At 58.5% G+C, this 17,979-nt stretch carries 10 protein-coding genes and 4 pseudogenes; 2 read left to right on the top strand and 12 right to left on the bottom strand.

The features are described from left to right. Positions 1-2: 2 nt before the first annotated feature. The 3 genes from MLPF_RS07945 to MLPF_RS07935 form a co-directional block, all read right to left on the bottom strand. On the bottom strand, positions 3-458 hold the full coding sequence (locus MLPF_RS07945; RefSeq protein WP_045843013.1) for a DUF5130 domain-containing protein: 456 nt from the start codon (positions 456-458) through the stop codon (positions 3-5). Then, on the bottom strand, positions 445-672 hold the full coding sequence (gene ctaJ / locus MLPF_RS07940; protein WP_045843016.1) for an aa3-type cytochrome oxidase subunit CtaJ: 228 nt from the start codon (positions 670-672) through the stop codon (positions 445-447). The genes MLPF_RS07945 and ctaJ overlap by 14 nt, the downstream gene beginning before the upstream one ends. Positions 673-914: 242 nt before the next feature. Then, a complete protein-coding gene (locus tag MLPF_RS07935) occupies positions 915-1,562 on the bottom strand; it encodes an HNH endonuclease (RefSeq protein ID WP_045843012.1) in 648 nt (215 codons plus the stop codon). A gap of 164 nt (positions 1,563-1,726) precedes the next feature. Here MLPF_RS07935 and glbO point away from each other — a divergent pair, with 164 nt between their 5' ends. Both glbO and MLPF_RS07925 read left to right on the top strand, forming a co-directional pair. After that, entirely contained in the window at positions 1,727-2,113 is a 387-nt protein-coding gene (gene glbO, locus MLPF_RS07930; RefSeq protein ID WP_156147074.1) for a group 2 truncated hemoglobin GlbO, read from the top strand. Continuing rightward, positions 2,113-3,491, top strand: a pseudogene (locus MLPF_RS07925) (alpha-amylase family glycosyl hydrolase). Before glbO ends, MLPF_RS07925 begins: the two are co-directional and overlap by 1 nt. 76 nt (positions 3,492-3,567) lie before the next feature. On the opposite strand, the pseudogene MLPF_RS07920 reads toward MLPF_RS07925, so the two are convergent. The 9 genes and pseudogenes from MLPF_RS07920 to MLPF_RS07885 form a co-directional block, all read right to left on the bottom strand. After that, a pseudogene (locus MLPF_RS07920) lies at positions 3,568-3,984 on the bottom strand (DUF8010 domain-containing protein); the annotation flags it as partial. A gap of 22 nt (positions 3,985-4,006) precedes the next feature. Then, positions 4,007-4,426 (bottom strand): annotated as a pseudogene (locus MLPF_RS17430) (acyl-CoA thioesterase family protein). Beyond that, positions 4,423-9,291 carry an NAD-glutamate dehydrogenase gene (locus MLPF_RS07915; RefSeq protein ID WP_045843008.1) on the bottom strand — a complete coding sequence of 1,623 codons (4,869 nt, stop codon included), beginning with the start codon at positions 9,289-9,291 and terminating at the stop codon, positions 4,423-4,425. Before MLPF_RS07915 ends, MLPF_RS17430 begins: the two are co-directional and overlap by 4 nt. Positions 9,292-9,349: 58 nt before the next feature. Beyond that, complete coding sequence (gene ettA / locus MLPF_RS07910) at positions 9,350-11,023, bottom strand: energy-dependent translational throttle protein EttA (RefSeq protein WP_045843007.1); 1,674 nt, start codon at positions 11,021-11,023, stop codon at positions 9,350-9,352. Positions 11,024-11,063: 40 nt separating this feature from the next. Then, positions 11,064-11,494: pseudogene (locus MLPF_RS17425) on the bottom strand (single stranded DNA-binding domain-containing protein). A gap of 328 nt (positions 11,495-11,822) precedes the next feature. Further along, the gene (locus tag MLPF_RS07900; RefSeq protein WP_045843006.1) at positions 11,823-14,150 is read right to left on the bottom strand and encodes a glycerol-3-phosphate 1-O-acyltransferase; all 2,328 of its coding nucleotides are present in this window, start codon (positions 14,148-14,150) and stop codon (positions 11,823-11,825) included. Next, the gene (locus MLPF_RS07895; RefSeq protein ID WP_045843005.1) at positions 14,143-15,897 is read right to left on the bottom strand and encodes an HAD-IB family hydrolase/lysophospholipid acyltransferase family protein; all 1,755 of its coding nucleotides are present in this window, start codon (positions 15,895-15,897) and stop codon (positions 14,143-14,145) included. Before MLPF_RS07895 ends, MLPF_RS07900 begins: the two co-directional genes overlap by 8 nt. Beyond that, positions 15,894-17,369, bottom strand: a complete 1,476-nt coding sequence (locus tag MLPF_RS07890; protein WP_045843004.1) for a wax ester/triacylglycerol synthase family O-acyltransferase — start codon at positions 17,367-17,369, stop codon at positions 15,894-15,896. Before MLPF_RS07890 ends, MLPF_RS07895 begins: the two co-directional genes overlap by 4 nt. A 195-nt stretch (positions 17,370-17,564) precedes the next feature. Continuing rightward, positions 17,565-17,804: a hypothetical protein gene (locus MLPF_RS07885; protein WP_237755969.1), complete on the bottom strand. Its 240-nt coding sequence runs from the start codon at positions 17,802-17,804 to the stop codon at positions 17,565-17,567. Positions 17,805-17,979: the final 175 nt, after the last annotated feature.

Here is a 17,979-nt window from a genome sequence, read left to right as displayed (position 1 = left end):
CCCTAGGGTCGGGAAATCCCCGCACTGAGCACGCGGATCGCGCTGATCAGCCCATAGATCAGGTGCCCTTGCTCGAAAGCCGAAGAAGCCGCGACAACAGCCAGTGATGCCGCCGACTCGGCGCCACGACCCCGGACCTGCGAACCGTAAACCACCTCGATGGCGCACTGGTTCGGTGAAACGGCGACCAACACCGCGTTGTCCGGCGTCGGCACCTGGGCCAGGATCTCGCGAGCCAGTGCTGCGGTATCATTGCCCAGGTCGCCGAGGTAAACAGCGAACCGTGTATGAGAAGCCCGAGAGCCATATGTTAGCGCGTCGTCCAAGGCGACGAGGTCTTTGATTGGAAACGGGTAGTGCACCGACCGGTCCCCGGGCTCAGTAACACCGGAGACCCGTCCGCTGGTGGTGATCGCCCACCCCTTGGGCAGCTCAGTTGCAACATCACCACGTACCACTGGCTCCACCTCCGACTGTGCACTCTGATGCTCTATGGCCTCCGTGCCCGTCGCTGACAACTTCGTCGATGGCAGCCCATAGGATGGGCGGATGCGTCCACCGCTCGCCCAATCTATAGATCGCGGGATCGGGCCCTTTACGAGACAGGATCAACACTGCCAACATGACCACCAGCAACAACGGGATACCGACGAAACAAAGGTGGATTTGCAGCATGCTCACGACGCAAACCTATCCTACCGCTAGCGCGACCAGCGCACATGAACGCAAGTTTTAGACCCAGCCCGGCAGCAATGTGGGTCCGAGCGGTGGTTACTTAATTGCGGAAGCCGCTGGCTACCTCGGGCATAGATTGGGCCAGCGGGGTGAATGTAAAACTCAACGCGTTTAAGGGCTTATAGCTGCACGCACGCGACAGGGCCGAGGCGGGTCACTGCGGAGCCGAGAAATCCAGCCTAAGCTGCACCCCCACCAAGGTATCGAGCCCACGCCGGATCCAGTTCTTTGACAGTCGACAGTAACCGCCAGTGTTGACCCGTCGGCGGCACCGGCGTCCGGAGCAGTACCCAGCCAAGTTCGGTGAGCAGCTTGTCGCCCTTACGGTGATTACATGTCGAACAACACGCAACACAGTTCTCCCAGGAGTGGTCACCACCTCGGCTGCGTGGCACCACGTGGTCGACGGTGTCGGCCTTGGCCCCGCAATAGGCACAACACAAGCGGTCGCGATGCATCAGCGCAGCGCGGGTCATCGGAACACGGGCTCGATACGGAACCCGAACATAGGACCGCAGGCGGATCACCGACGGCACCGTTATCGACCTGGTCGCCGAATGGACGACTGGCCCGGCCGGATCCACGTGCACGACGTCGGCCTTGCCGCAGATCACCATGATGACCGCCCGCCGCGTCGGCAATGCGGTGAGCGGCTCGTAGGTAGAGTTCAGCAGCAACACCCGCCAACGATGCCAAATCGATCCGCTCTCGTAGCAGGGGGGCGGGTGGATATCAACATTGTGCAGGGATGAGGGAATAGCAGGCCCGGTCAGGTTTGCCGCGGCCCCGGAACTGCGATGGCTGCGGCGATTCTTGCGCTGAACCATAATAAATCCTCCGCGGAACAGTCCACCATGATTCGCCGCTGACCGCACGCCAATCGCCGGGTGTATGCCATGTCAATCTAGTGAACACCAAGAACCACCTATCGGCTCAAGCCCGCCTCCAGGTGTCACTCAGGCTATACACCACAATGTAAGAGATGGATCAGGTGCAGCAATCTTTCTACGACGCTATCGGCGGGGCCGAGACCTTCAAAGCGATTGTGTCACGCTTTTATGCGCAGGTGCCCGAAGATGAGATACTGCGCGAGCTGTATCCCGCAGACGACTTGGCCGGCGCCGAAGAACGATTGCGCATGTTCCTCGAGCAATACTGGGGTGGTCCGCGAACATACTCCAGCCAACGCGGTCATCCGCGGTTGCGTATGCGTCACGCTCCCTTCCGGATCACTGCCATCGAGCGTGACGCCTGGCTGAGGTGCATGTACACCGCCGTCGCCTCCATCGACTCGCATACCCTCGACAACGAGCACCGACGGGAGTTTCTCGACTACTTGGAGATGGCCGCACACTCCCTCGTGAATTCCACGTTTTGATGTTACACCACGAGACCCAACCGTGGTGGTCAGCCACGGTGCTCTATCAGATCTACCCGCGGTCGTTCATTGCCAGCAACGGCGACGAGGTGGGCAGCCTGGACGGTTTCACAACCCGGAAGGGGAACCTGGAATTGCTCGGTATCAAAGCGATTTGGATCCACCCTCACCGCTTCGCCGATAGCCGACCGTAACTACGACGTCGCCGATCCGCGTGACATCGACCCGTTGTTCGGCGGGCCGTCCTGGACGCGGGTGGACGAACCGGGCGGCACTCCCGGCCAGTGGTATCTGCACCTCTTCGACACAGAGCAGCCCGATTTGAACTAGGACCACCCGGGATGTCTTCGACGACGTCGAGAAAACGCTGCGCTTCTGACTGGAACACGGCGTGGACGGCTTCCGCATCGATGTGGCGCACGGGATGGCCAAGCCATCCGGCCTGCCGGATGCACAGGTAAACGAGACCAGGGGGTTTTGCACCATACCTACGACGACTCCCGCTTCAACCACCCAAGTGTGTACGCGATTCACCGCAATATCCGCACGGTCGTCCACGATTATCCCGGCATGGCAATCATTAGCGAGGTAATAGATCACCAACAATGCCCGGGAGCCGAATTCTGCGGTCCGACGAACTACATCTCAACTTCAATTTCCCCTGGCACAGGTCGACTTCGACGCTGCCACCATTCACGACGCAGTGCAAAACTCACAGACGGCCACGTCGATCGAAAACGCGATCCAAACCTGGACACTGGCCATCAATGACGTAGGTCGGGAAGTCAGAAGTCACCTACTATGGGGGCGGTGATAAAGTAAAGGACTACTCCAGGGGCGGACCATCGCGATGGCGATGCTTACTTTACCAAGCGCGGTGTTCATCTACAATGACCAGAAGCTGGGGTGCCCCGACATGGACCTGCTTGACGCGACTCGGCAGGACCCGACGTGGGAACGCTCAGAACATATCGACCGTGGCTGTGCCCGATGTTGGGTTCCAATTCCCTTGTCGGGCGTCGCTCCCCCATTCGGGTTATGCGCGTCTTGCTGACACCTGGTTGCCAATGCCTACGGACTGGGTGGCACTAACCGTCGAAAACAACGCACCGACGCCGCCTCGGCGTTATCGTTCTTTCGCCAAACGTTCAAGTCACACAGGGAGTGAGCCGAATGCGATGATAGCAGGATCGAGAGCCTGACCGCGCCACGGGATTAGCGGATATTCTGGCGATGTGACGGAAAGCTAGTATACGCATTTAACGCCAACGACCACACGCTGGCGCTGCCAGCAGGAGAACACATACTTGCCAACGCACCGCTGGCGGGTGACCAATTACCGCCAGATCCCACTGCCTGGTTGGTTTCAGCACACTGACGCAGTGCCCGAGCCGGATGGCCATGGCGTCGATCGCATCCGATGACTACGGCGGAAAACCATTGCGATCAAAGCGAACACAGCGCATAGGTAGCCCCACACTGCAGTCTCCAGAGCTGACCCGATATGATCTCCTGACCGAACAGGGAAACCGGCGAACCACGGTAACTGCTATGCTCCTTAGCAAGCTGCGCGCCACGCTACGCCAGGTCCAGCATCATGCTGGCCGGTATGTGATCGACGTTGGCGAAGCCGGATTCCGGAGACAACACACCTCGCCAAGCTGAATCCATCGGGAGGCCCGGATCAACATAGCACTAGGCATCCATCGCAGACAGGCTGTGCGCTCATTCGTTTGCGCCGACTGACAAATCGCTGGGCCGCACATTAGCGACCACCACTAGGCACTAGGCGTTGCTAACATGTCGAAACCGGTTGCCACCCATAACGTCCACAATCGGACAGATCGTGCCCGAAGTTTGATAACCGCCGCCTGTTAAAGCCGCATCACATGATCATCGCTGCCACTGTTGCAGACACGCATACTCCCGACGGTGCGACAAGAGCCGCACTAACCGCCGCTCGTCGACGGGGATACGCGGCCAGCTGCGACTCGCACGCTAACAGCAGGTTTGAACTCGGGATCAGCGTTGAACCACCACACTTCATAACCTAGTGTGAAATCCACCATCTGCAACCGCTACACCGATATCGTTACCTACAATGGCGAATTAGTCAGTCGCAGCTGACCTTGTAAGTGACCCGGACATCAGAAATCAGCGAACCAATTAAAGTGCTGTCGGCGCCAAAAGCCTGTGAGAAAAGAAACACACGCCTCTTTGAGAATCGTAACCATAGTCGCGTAGTTGATGTGCATGATACATGCCGATGCCCGACCACCGTACCGGCACGGCCGCAACCAACCCTGCACTCACCCTGACACCCCACGTCCACTGGTGCGGGTCATGCGGCGGATCTGCCGCGCCGCAACCGACAACGTCGCGAGATCCTTCTCGCCGCTAGCATAGATCTCGGCAAGCATCCAGCGTGCCCGTTCCACCCGGGAAGCGCTAATGTGCTCCCACTCGGCGATCTTCTCTTCACCGCTTTCGTCAGGCTCCCCAACAGCAAGCACATCGAAACACAACGATCGCAGGGAAGCATAGATGTCATCACGAATCGCCAAACACGCCAACGAATGCCAGCGGTCATTTCGGGGTAGCTTGGACACCGCCGTGAGCAATCCGTCGATGCCCAGCCGGTCCATCAAGGCGAAATAGGTTTCTGCGACCTCAGCAGGGTCGAGCTCGATGATGTCGGCGATGTCGATGATGTCAAACAAACTATAACGATATAGCCCAACCGCGACCCGGTAGGCCAAGTCTTCGGGCGCACCCTGTGACGCGAATTCTGTGGCTTGCTGTTCGACGATGGCCTGGTCGTCACCGCGCAACCACTCTGACATCCGCGGCGTCAGCGCCTTAACCTTCGCGGCAAATCGGTTGATCTCGGCGCCGACGGCCAACGGTTGCGGACGATAGTTAAGTAGCCACCGTCCAGCGCGGGCAATCAGCCGACGGGTATCCAACGTCATCCGATTCGACAGCGCGACCGACAAATTTGCCTCGCGAATACTCCGTAATACATCTCCCACACCAAAAATGGCATCGGTGGCAACATAGGTGCGTATCGCATCTACCGGCCCGACCCCGATATCCTCGGAAATCCGAAAAGCGTAGCTGATGCCGGCGGTGTCTACCAAATCGTTGACCAGCATGGTGGTGACGATTTCTCGGCGCAGCTGGTGGGAGCGGATTTCCGGAGTGAAACGCTCGCGCAGCGGCTTGGGGAAGTATTGCGGCAACCTCGACGCGAAGACATCCTGGTCCGGCAGTTCAGTGGCCAACATCTGCTCTTTAAGTGCCAGCTTGACGTGCGCCATTAGCGTCGAGAGCTCGGGCGAGGTAAGGCCGATACCGGACTCGGACCGCCGTTGAATCTCCTTTTCTGATGGCAACGCTTCCAATTCGCGGTTGACTCCGCGTTCGTCCACCAGGTATTTGATCTGCATCGCATGCACTGGAAGCATGCTAGCTGCGTCCGCGCGACTGGTGCCGATCAAGTCATTCTGGTCCTCGTTGTCGGTAAGCACCAATCGTGCGACATCGTCGGTCATCGACTCCAAAAGGCGTTTACGCTCCTCGACCTTCACCTTGCCAGCGGTGACCAGTGAGTCGATCAGGATCTTGATATTAACCTCATGGTCGGAACAGTCCACGCCGGCAGAGTTGTCCATCGCGTCGGTATTAATCCTTCCACCGGACAGATCGAACTCGACGCGGCCCAAAGCGGTAACCCCGAGGTTACCGCCTTCGCCGATGACCTTGGCGCGCACCTGGTTTGCGTTGACTCGTACCGGATCGTTCGCGCGATCGCCGACGTCGGCAGCGGACTCAGTTTCAGCCTTGATGTAGGTGCCAATGCCACCGTTGAACAGCAAATCCACCGGTGCCTGCAGAATCGCCCGGATCAAGTTGGGTGGGGCCATTTCGGTGACCTGGCCATCGATGCCCAAGGCAGTGCGGACCTGCGGACTGATCGGGATGGCTTTCTGCTCGCGACCGTACACACCGCCACCCTCGCTGATCAACGACTTGTTGTAGTCGTCCCAGCTGGACCGTGGCAGATCAAACATCCGCTGCCGTTCAGCCCAGGAAACCGCGACATCGGGGTCCGGGTCGAGGAAAACATGCCGATGATCGAAAGCAGCAATCAGCCTGATGTGCTTGCTCAGCAGCATACCGTTACCGAACACGTCGCCACTCATGTCGCCGATACCCACAACGGTGAAGTCCTCGTTTTGGGGGTCCACTCCCATCTCCCGGAAGTGTCGTTTGACGGCTTCCCACGCGCCTCTGGCAGTAATGCCCATGGCCTTGTGGTCATAACCCACCGATCCACCGGAGGCGAAAGCGTCGCCCAGCCAGAACCCGTAGGACTTGGCGACATCGTTGGCGATGTCGGAAAACGTGGCAGTGCCTTTGTCCGCGGCTACCACCAAGTAAGCGTCGTCGCCGTCACGTCGCACCACCTGTGGCGGCGCGCTAATTTTTCCGGTCGCGTGGTCGACGTTGTCAGTAATGTCGAGTAGTCCAGAAATAAACAACTGGTAGCAGGCGATACCTTCGGCCCTTGTCGCGTCGCGGTCAGCGGCGGCGTCGCCGATGGGCAGCGGCGGCCGCTTGAGCACGAACCCGCCCTTGGCACCGACCGGCACGATAACAGCGTTCTTGACCGCCTGTGCCTTAACCAGACCCAAAATTTCGGTGCGGAAATCATCCCGCCGATCAGACCAGCGCAGTCCACCACGCGCCACCGCACCGAACCTCAGGTGCACGCCCTCGACACGGGGAGAATACACGAAAATCTCGAACTTGGGCCGCGGCAGCGGCAACTCGTTGATCAGCTGTGCATCGAGTTTGAGAGCAAGTACATCTTTGCTGCGAGCCGAATTTTTTTGTGTTACAAAATAGTTGGTTCGCAGAGTGGCCTGAACCAGGGATGCAAAAGCACGAAGAATGCGGTCGGTATCCAGACTCACCAAGGCATCGATATCCGCAGCGACAGCTGCAGCGGCCGTTTGCGCATCCCAGCTCGTTGACGAACCCAACGGGCTGGGATCGAATAGCGCTTCGAACAATGCGACCAGTGATCGAACGGTGGAAGGGTGCTCATTGAGCACCGATTCGATGTAGGACTGACTATAGTTGAAACCCGCCTGTCGTAAGTACTTCGCGTAGGCACGCAGTAGCACTACCTGCTGCCAGGTCAGCCTTGCACGCATCACTAGCTCGTTGAACCGGTCGATCTCGACACGGCCCTGCCAGATCGCGGTAACTGCATCGGCGAATCGTTTTGCGGTAAACTCCCGCTCGTTCTCTGTCGACGCCAGCGGAATTGTCGGATGCGGCGAGATCTTGAACTGATAGATCCATACCGGCAAGCCGTCGGTCCGGGCGACGGTAAACGGTCGCTCCTCAAGCACGACAACGCCCATGCTTTGCAACATGGGGAGCAACTGGCTCAGCGAGGCACTGCGCCCACCCAAGAACCAAGTCAGCTGGGCGAACCCATCCGCGTTCCGCTCGAAGAACACCAACTTAACTGAATCATCGGCTAACTCTTTTATGATGGCTATGTGGTCAATCGCGTCGGACGGAGTTACAGCTTGTTTGTAGGCCTCTGAGAAGGTCGCCGCGTAATGCTCGGCTTCAGCGTACGAGACGGAACCCTCAGAGAATGAGGCCGCGGCTGCGATTAGCCGATCGGACCATGTCCTTGCAGCTTCACTCAACATCGCCTGGATCCTTATCCGGTTGTCTTCCGAAACGTCGACCGAGCCGGTCGCAGCACCTTCGGACAGAAGGACCATGAAATGCATTAATGCCCAAGGTGATTCACTAACTCGTGCAGTAAATTCCACTTGTGTACCATCGAACTCGCGAACGAGAATATCCTCGATCTGCAACCGCACACCTGTGGTGTAGCGATCGCGAGGAACATAAACCAAACAGGAGACGAAGTACTGCAGCCGATCAGCGCGCAGGAACAACAACGCGCGCCGCCCAGATCCTAGATCCAACACCTCTTTGGCCATCGTTAAAAGCCGTTCAGCGCTCAGAATGAAAAGCTCCGAACGCGGGACGGTCTGGATGACGTCGAGCAAGAGCTGGCCCGGATAAATGGGGTCGCTGTTGACCATCGCAAGCGCCGCACGAACCCTGCGTGAGATCAACGGGATCTCCAGGACATCTGCGTTCATGGCAGCAACCATGAAAAGCCCGACGAAGCAGTGCTCAATCACACCTCCTTCCCCATCATCGTCGTATTCGCGGACCGCGATGGCATACGGGTACGCGCCGTAGCGCAGATAATTGCCGACGGCGGCTTGCGCTAAGACGAGCAGTTCGTCATCGTTGGTCAGCCGGGGGCGGGAACCTGTGCATGCGCGGAGCACGCCGAGGCTGCTCGACCCGTCGCCAGAGACCAAACCATAATGCACCCGGCAGCGCTGGTAACCCACAAGCAGAAAATTCCCGTTACCCAACCAGCGCAACAACGCCGCGACATCATCGCGGTCAGAAGCCGAAAAGCGGCCTTCTTTGTTAGTTTTGACGTCCGCGGCCAGGCTGCTCAAGGTGGCGTTCAACGCTGCTGCGTCAGCGGCAACTCGCTGAACATCAACCAGGACCCGGGGCAACAGCTGTTCAACCTCGGCTAGGGATTTACTATCAACAGCAGGCAAGAGCTGGATGTATATCCAAATCTCGCCATGCCAAGCCCCTTCGATGGAATGCGGCTTACTAGAGGCTTGAGATTCAACGCCGAGCAACTCCCCCGTCGGGCTGCGACGCACCATGAACACTGGGGTCATCATGGCCGTGTAAGTGACCCCCAGCCGGTGCAGCAGCACGGTAATGGAATCCATCAGCATGCCGCCATGGTCGGTGACGACCTGCAGCGCGGGACCGAACCCTGCGGGGTCGTCTGCCGGATAGACGCAGACACAGTTCCTACCGATCGGTCGGCACTGGCCGAGACGATAGTGTGCGCTGAGCATGGCCGGCGTCACCAAGGCTTTAGGATTAATTCGACTAGTTTCCGAGGCCTCGCGTACGTCGCCGTGCGAGCCGCGATAACTGTCTATGTACGCCTTCGAGATCCAGTCGGGTACGTCCGCACCCTGCGTGAATGTGGTCCACGGCTCGGCAACATGCGTAGCTCCGGGATCGAGAGTCATGCCTTTTGCCCCCAACCCACTCCGAAGCGCCGGAATACCAGCGCTGGGGAAGCTGACATTAGTCGCGCATCAACTTACGGTGAGTCACTCTGTGCGGACGTGCGGCTTCAGCACCGAGCCGTTCCACCTTGTTTTCCTCATAGGCACCAAAGTTGCCCTCGAACCAGAACCACTTCGCCTCGTCGTCGTCGCCTTCCCACGCCAAGATGTGCGTGCACGTGCGATCGAGAAACCAGCGATCGTGCGAAATCACCACCGCACAACCTGGGAAATTCACCAGTGCATTCTCCAGCGAACCCAAGGTCTCGACATCGAGGTCGTTGGTCGGCTCATCTAGCAGGATTAGATTGCCGCCCTGCTTAAGCGTCAGCGCCAGATTCAGCCGGTTTCGCTCACCACCGGAGAGCACCCCGGCCAGCTTCTGCTGATCGGGGCCCTTGAAGCCGAACGCCGAAACATAGGCCCGCGAGGCGAACTCGTTCTGGCCGACCTGAATGTGGTCCAACCCCTCTGAGACCACTTCCCACACGCTCTTCTGCGGGTCGATACCCGCACGGGTCTGATCCACGTAACTCAGCTTGACGGTCTCACCAACCTTGACAGTACCGCTTTCCGGCTGCTCGAGCCCCACGATGATTTTAAAAAGTGTGGTCTTGCCAACCCCGTTGGGGCCGATGACGCCGACGATACCGTTACGGGGCAAGGTGAATGACAAGTCCTTAATTAGGGTGCGTCTGCCGTAACCTTTGTCGAGGTGTTCGACCTCGACTACCCTGTTACCCAGGCGTGGTCCGACTGGGATTTGAATTTCTTCGAAATCGAATTTGCGAGTCTTTTCAGCTTCGGCAACCATCTCCTCGTAGCGCTGCAAACGCGCCTTACTTTTGGCTTGACGTGCTTTAGCCCCGGACCTCACCCAGACCAGCTCGTCAGTCAATCGCTTCTGTAGCTTGGCGTCCTTGCGACCCTGTATAGTCAGTCGCTCAGCCTTTTTCTCAAGGTAAGTAGAGTAGTTACCTTCATAGGGATATGCGCGGCCGCGATCCAGCTCCAGGATCCATTCGGCAACGTTGTCCAGGAAGTAGCGGTCGTGGGTGACCGCTAAAACAGCGCCAGCGTAGCCGGCAAGATGCTGTTCGAGCCACTGCACGCTTTCGGCGTCCAGATGGTTGGTCGGCTCGTCGAGCAGCAATAAGTCAGGTTTGGACAGCAATAGCTTGCACAGCGCCACGCGACGCCGCTCACCACCGGACAGATTTGTCACCGGTTCGTCGGGCGGCGGGCAGCGCAGCACGTCCATGGCCCGCTCCAGTTGCGAATCGAGGTCCCACGCGTCGGCGTGGTCCAGTTCCTCTTGCAGCCGACCCATCTCTTCCATCAACTCGCCGGAGGAGTCAGTGGCCATCAATTCGGCAACCTCACTGAAGCGGTCAAGCTTGATCTTGATATCGCCCACGCCCTCTTCCACATTGCCACGAACCGTCTTCTCCTCGTTCAACGGCGGTTCCTGCTGCAGAATGCCAACACTAGCGCCGGTAGCCAGGAACACGTCACCGTTGTTCGGCTTGTCCATACCGGCCATGATCCGTAAGACGCTCGACTTACCGGCACCATTCGGGCCGACGACACCTATCTTGGCTCCAGGGAAGAAGCTCAGCGTAACATCGTCAAGGATGACCTTGTCGCCGTGCGTCTTACGGACCTTTTTCATCGTGTAGATGAACTCAGCCATGCCGCCGTATTACCTCTCTGATCTGCAAAGTTACTCGCACTCATCCTAGACATCGGGCCACAGCCACAATTTGACCCCTAAACCAACATGGTTTACATGGGTAATGCATCGAGCCTAATAGCGGCGTCACCAGCCGGGTTTGGCGGCTGGATCGTAAGGGAGTTCGGGTAACAGCGCCGGAGGCTGTGGGACTCGAATACACGTGCAGACCGGTGTATCCAGGCATTTTCAATGCGTACAGTCACCCGCGACAAATCCGGACCGACCGAGGTTGCCTGCATCTCCAACGACGAACGGCGTAAGCCGTTCCGGTTCCCGTACTCGCTGGTATAGACGTGACCGACCACGATCACCGGTGCTACGGCGAGCATTGCTAGCCACCCGGCACGTGACCACCTCCTGACAACCTGTTTTCCGGCGTTGCAGGTCGTTAACGATGTGACCGACTATGGTTAACGGCGTTTCGAACACTGACCACGTTCCTTCGCTGCTTGGTCTGTTGTCGTCTTTGGGCCGTGATGCGTCGGCTTCTTTCTGATAGCCATTCAGCATGGCGCTACCAACAAATTAGGAACAAAGCGGGCCCGCGCCCGCTGACCCCCGTGGAAAGAACCGTGACTGGGGATCAGGCCGCGGGTAACGAGTGATCCCGACGGTTGGCGCTAGTCGCCGGACGACCCTGTTAAGGCTACGACTCCGGTCAGCTGCGGACACACCCGAGCTTGCCAGCAAAGCGAGCAACCGTCCGCTACCCGGGGGTATGAGCTGATAGCTCGGCCACCAAACGGTCCAAGCGTCACTAACGCGATTTGAACTCACGGACGATGAACCGGCCGCGCGCGATTTGTTCGACATAATCGAAATCTCGCCGAATATCCCGCAACTCCCGCCGGAAAACCATCCGACGTTCAGCGAGATCCGGAGCGGGCGCTATCAGATTTTGATCGACAACAACCTGATACGCGGTGGCGAACAGTAGTGTAGACACCGATTCGCTGCTACGGACCCGGCCCTGTGCCACGTACTGGCGTCCAACTCCGAGTGCCAACTCAGTCAGTTCCTTCTGGCCAATATCCGCCGGAGCATCGCGCAACACGTCAGCGACAATATCGTACGCTTCAAAAAACACCCGCAACATCGCATCCGAAATCAACGGTCGCTTAGTAAGCAGCATCGCGTCGATATCATCACCATCACCGGAGACACGAGCCTCCCAATTCTGTTGCCACGCTATCTCTTCGGCGATATTAGCGCGAAACGCCGCCGAATCCGCGAAATAGAAATCGAATTTCAACAGATCACGCAGCCGCATCGCCTGCGCCCAAAAAACCGTCATACGGTCGCCTTCGACATGCCTGGCGTGCGCCAACGCGAGTTCGACTATCGAGGTCTCCAGGAAAGCATGTATCACCGAGTTCCGGTAAAATGCCGCAGCATGTTCATTGCCAGGGGCAATATACCACACCGGTTCCCGACCGCTGTCAACCCGAGTGATCGGGTGCCCGCTGGACAATGCGTCGACCGCAGCGCGCACGCCTTCGCGCGAACGTAGCCGCAACGCACTCGTCGATACAGGAGTTTGCTTGCGTTCCAGGTAATCCAGTGATTCTTGCAACGTGTGGTGCAGTTGATCAAGCGTCAAGGCCACCCCACGAGTGGTCAACAGCAACGCGGACACCAACGCTGTCGCCGTCACTGGCGTCGCACACAGAATCCGCCATGCAACTTCGAACGACATCTTTTGTAGCGCAAGCCGTTTAGCGTCTTGGTCTTGGACCAATGCACCGTGCGGCGCACCGAGATACTGCCGCATCGAGACCGCTTCCGGGAAACGGACGTAGATCTTACCGTAGTTACGTTCACCTTGTGCCTTGATAAAATTATATAGCCAAGCGGCACCTTCGGGTGTTTTTTCGCCGCCACGAGCATAAGCAGCGTACTCGGCGGTTTCGTGCAACTGATCGAAGCTGATCGACACCGGCTGCAGCAGGATATCTTCACTGCGGCCGTCCAGGTACGCATCGGCCACATAGGCCAGCAAACCGAGCTTGGGCGGCAGCATCTTGCCAGTACGCGAGCGAGTGCCTTCAATAGACCAGCTCAGGTTGAAACGCTGCTCGACGATGTAGCCGACGTATTCGCGCAATACGTACTTGTAGAGCGGATTGTCACCGATGTTACGACGGATGAAAATGACGCCAGAGCGGCGCAACAGCGGCCCCATTAACCCGAACGACAGGTTGATGCCGGCGAACACATGCACCGGTGGTAGCCGATTCTCCTGCATCGCCACCGGCACCACCGCACCGTCAATGTAGGACCGGTGCGAGAACAGCAGCACCGCTGGATGAGCTTCCAACGCCGCGCGCATCACCGCGACTTGATACTCGTCGTAGTCGATCTCAGGTTCGAAGCCGCGGCTGAGCAGCCTGCCGAGCACGGAAACGAGGTCGATGGACGCCCTGCTCCACCCGGTGGCGAGTTCGTCGAGCATCTTCCCAGCTTCCTCCACGGTTGCTCCCGAGATTTTTTCCAGGCCAGCACGAAATCGCGTTGACGCCAAGATTTCTGGCTTCACCAGCCGAGGAGACCTATACTGTGGTCCGAGGATTCGGGACTCGGCACGTTCCATCGCTAAGATGGCGCGGCGAATAACGAACTGAGCGAAATCGCGCCGGTGCTCTCCAACGGTGGTATCACGCCAGTACTGGCGGAGTTCGGACACCTTAGCAGACTCGCCAGCAATCACCAGGGCGCGCCGTGCGTCAGTTCTTAAGATGCGACGCTGCTGGCGTCGATTGGGGTGGTAGGGATCCCGGCCGAGCAACAACCCGGCCACCTTGGCCACTTTACTGCGTTCCGCGGACGGCACCCAAAAAACACGCACCGGCACGACCGACCGGTCTTCGCCGGATTCAAGCTGTTCAACAAGTGCTGTCAACGGCGCAGGCGCTACCTTGCGCGAAGGAAGCTTCAACACGTCGAACTTGGTATCCGGATTGCGGGCACGCTGCTGACACAGCCAATCCATGACCAGCTCAATTTCCGCCGGAGTATCCATGGATGCTAGCACCAGCGTGTCTTCACCGGTAAGGACTGAGCTGATTTCTACATCCGGTTCAGTCACGACCGCTCTCTGGGCTGTTTAACGACGAGGTCTTGGGAAACGACCTCGGCACTTTCGGGTTCTCCTTGGCCGGTATCTTCGCAGTGGTCATCAACGTGCTTTTGGTACCAGCTGCGGTAGTAGTCTTTTTCGCAGTCTTAGCTGCTGTGGCCTTGGTCGTTGTCTTCTTAGCGATGGTCTTGGCGACCGAGGTGCGACCATCTTTTTTTGGCACCGCCTTTTTCGACACCGCCTTTGTTGCCCGGGTGTACAGAGCAGCCTTGGGCAACTCATCAACCGGCCAATCAGCCAGAATGTCCAGATACAGCTGACGCACCTCGGCAATGTGCTCCGACAACGCATCAAAAGTCCAGTCATCAACCGAAATCGCCGGCAACACCGCGACATCGACCATGCCCGGATTGATCGTGTTGGAGTTTCGAGCGGCGACGATCTCCGCATTGCGGAACACAATCGGAACGATGGGGATCCCGACCGCCATCGCGATGCGGAAAGGCCCCTTCTTGAATGGCCCGACTTCTGTGGTATCTAATCGGGTACCTTCTGGGGCCATCAGAATCGAGAGTCCCTTCCTGGCCCGGTCTTCGACCGCGTGCAGCGTCTCTACCGCGCCGACCGGATCGTCCCGGTCAATAAACACACCATCGGTTAATTTGCCGAGCGCGCGGATGATCGGATTCTTTGCCAACTCTTTCTTGGCCACAGCAATCCAATTGCCGCGAACCAACGCACCGGCGATGAGCGGGTCAATCTGGTTGCGATGGTTATAGATGAACACGGCGGGACGCTGCATAGTCAGGTTCTCGTTCCCGATCACATTGAGATGCACCCCCGCGACCGCGAGCACCAACGGAGGAAAGACGCAGGTGAAGAAATTGGCACCCCGCCGACGGCTACCAGTCAACACACCGATTCCCACCGCGCCGGCCACTAACGGGAACACCGAACTCAAGCCGACCAGTGTTCGCAACTGCGCTCCGATGCCGACGCCGCCACGGCTGTTGAACTTCAAGATCGGCCAGCCACGGCGTTTGGCGACGGCAGCCATTTTTCCTTCAGGGTTAGTCGGCCGTGGATTGCCGACTAGATACATCAGCGCGACGTCCTCGTCACCGTCAGCGTAGAAGTAGCTGTCTTTGAGGTCGATGTCATGCTCGGCCGCAAATCGTTGTACCGCAGCAGCTTTACCAGGACCCCACAAGATCGGCTTGACCACGCCACCAGTGAGCATTCCTTCTTCGTTGATCTCGAATTTGTTGGTGAGCATATGGGCAATGCCCAGAAAACGTGCTACCGGCCCCACTTGAATCGTCAGGGCCGACGAGCTGAGCACCACGGTGTGGCCACGAGCCACGTGAGCTTGCACCAGCTTACGCATTTCAGGGTAGATCCGAGATTCGATCCGCTGAGCAAACAACCGCTCGCCGATCTCCTCCAAGTCAGTCAATAACCGTCCGCGCAACGCCGAGGAAACCTTACCGATAAGGTCCTCGAATTCGATACGCCCGAGCGTGTGGTTCAGAGCAGCCTGAATCATTGAAAGCAGCTCTCCCACACCCATATCGCGGCGTCGCAGACGCTCTTGCGTAAGGATGACTGCGGTAAAACCGGCGACCAGCGTCCCATCCAAGTCGAAAAACGCCCCGACCTGGGGCCCAGCAGGACTGGCAAGTATCTCGGTGACCGAACCGGGCAAGCGCATTTCCGGCGCGGCCTTGGGTGTCCCGCTCTCGTCGAAGGCACTCATGAGCTCGACAACCATCCCGCCGGCGAACCGGAGGACCGCGCAGCAAACGATGCCGGAACCGCGTGCGGTATCGGGTCACCGGCCAACGCCAGGACCTCGTCGAAACCCTCCAGCAGGCACCGGGCGAACAATGCCTCGCTTTTCACCGAAGCCCGATCGTAGCGCACAGTGACCGTGCAGAACCCACCTCGAGACATCAGCACCGCCATCATCGCTACACCAGGCCGAGGTCCTATACCGTACTGCCGCAAAACTTTTGCACCCGCGAAGTAGGTGTCCCAGGGGTAGGCCGGAATATTACTGGCATTCACATCGGAGCCGACCACCGAATCAACGATCAAACCCAGCACCGGTGCCGGTAACACCGTCATCAACGGCGCGAGGGAACCAATGATGTTCATTGCAGGCTCGTCGCGCCGCTGCGTCATCTGCGCACGAATCTTCTGCATCCGGACCACCGGATCATTGGTACCGAGCGGTGCCGCCAGGTTAACGCCAACAAATCGGTTGCTTCCAACCACATCGGCTTCAGTCCGTATGTTCACCGGAACCGCCATCGGCAGCGTGCTGATCGACACACCAAGTGCCTCATGGTAGCGCCGCAAGGCACCAACCAAGCCAGCCAGATAAGCGTCATTAATCGATCCACCGCCCGCTTTCGCAGCCTTGTGCAGGTCGGAGAGCCGGATCTCGATTGCCTCAGTGCGGGTGGCCAGGCTACGCTGGCGCAGTAATGGGGACGGTTCGGCAGCCTGGCTCAGCACGCGGATCCCCGACAGGACGTAGCCGACGACTCCTGATACACTGGACGCAGGTCGCAAAACTGCCCGCCCAGCCGCCGATACCACCCCAGACAGTGCACTCACGACACCTCCTGCCAGAGCGACCGGCAAGTGGTTGATGCCTTGTAGCATTAAATCATTGCGTGACAAATCCTGCGGAATAGGTTGCGGGGACCTAGGTCTAGACGGCGGATCCCGTTCTAAGTCATACATTTCGGCGAACATCTCGACACTACCGACACCATCAGTGATCGCATGGCTAATCTGCAGTAGCATCGCAGCCCTGTCAGCAACCAGACCCTCGACCAAGGTAGCCGTCCACAGTGGCCGCGACACGTCCATCGGTGACTGCTGAATCACCTCAGCGAGATCGAATACCTCGCGCAACGTACCCGGTTCAGGCACGCGCAACCGACGCACATGGAAATCTAGGTCGAAGTCGGGATCCACCACCCAACGTGGTGCGGCGGTCGGCAGTGTCGGCACCACAACCTTCTGCCGCAGCCGCAACACTCGTTGGGAGACGTCCTCAATCCGGGTCCGGAACCGATTCCAGTCCGGTGTGGTGTCCAGAAGTTCCACCGCCATGATCCCGGCGCGGGTCCGTGGATTTGCCTCCCCCCGATGCAACAAATAGTCGAGCGGTGCCAGTTCGTCGAACAGTCCAACGTCCTTGACGGAGTCAGCCATCAAAACGACCCCACGTCCACCAGTGCGCTGTCACCGCCAACCACGCCTCCTGCACTCAGTCCCCCATCTAATTGCCTACCCAACGCTAGTCGGGTTCACCCGCTGGTGAAAGCCAATTGCGGGTAAAGATCGCTCATTGCGGAGATGTTGGAAGCTGGCATACGAAACTTCATAATGGACAGCCGGGTTGGCGGATTATGCGGAATTGCGGCCACACGGTTCAGTTTCGCCAGGGATGCCGACAAGGGGCCCGTGCGGACTCCAGCCGCGCGCAGTGCCGCGCAAAAGGTGTGAGCCTCCGCAGCTCGGAGCCAACGGATCTTTCTCGCCGTGCAGAATCAAGCATGACGAAGCCTCGCTGTGCATGTACGAAATCGGCGAAGCCGCGTCGAACCGCTCGGGGTCGTCGGGGCAGTCAGCTATGTTCTCGCACACCCACGCGATCGTCCTTCTCTCATCGAAGATGTGCACCGGCCAAACAAAGCACGGACTCCTACTGTCCGTTGACCGAGATACAAATCCAGCCAAGTTCCATCCCCCTGCTCGGCAACGAATAGACTTACCCCGTTTGCCGTTGATAGCCCATACCACACGAAGAAGCTGTACCAAC

Origin of the sequence: Mycobacterium lepromatosis (genome assembly GCF_000975265.2) — a bacterium.
In the GTDB taxonomy this organism is placed as follows: domain Bacteria; phylum Actinomycetota; class Actinomycetes; order Mycobacteriales; family Mycobacteriaceae; genus Mycobacterium; species Mycobacterium lepromatosis.
The sequence above is the reverse complement of the archived record's forward strand: the minus strand, read 5'-3'. Positions and strand labels throughout refer to the sequence as shown.

What these genes read in the sequence shown, in the direction of transcription:
- MLPF_RS07895 (WP_045843005.1), bottom strand. Translation starts at nt 15,897, where the DNA reads ATGAGTGCCTTCGACGAGAGCGGGACACCCAAGGCCGCGCCGGAAATG.
- ettA (WP_045843007.1), bottom strand. Translation starts at nt 11,023, where the DNA reads ATGGCTGAGTTCATCTACACGATGAAAAAGGTCCGTAAGACGCACGGC.
- MLPF_RS07890 (WP_045843004.1), bottom strand. Translation starts at nt 17,369, where the DNA reads ATGGCTGACTCCGTCAAGGACGTTGGACTGTTCGACGAACTGGCACCG.
- MLPF_RS07935 (WP_045843012.1), bottom strand. Translation starts at nt 1,562, where the DNA reads ATGGTTCAGCGCAAGAATCGCCGCAGCCATCGCAGTTCCGGGGCCGCG.
- MLPF_RS07915 (WP_045843008.1), bottom strand. Translation starts at nt 9,291, where the DNA reads ATGACTCTCGATCCCGGAGCTACGCATGTTGCCGAGCCGTGGACCACA.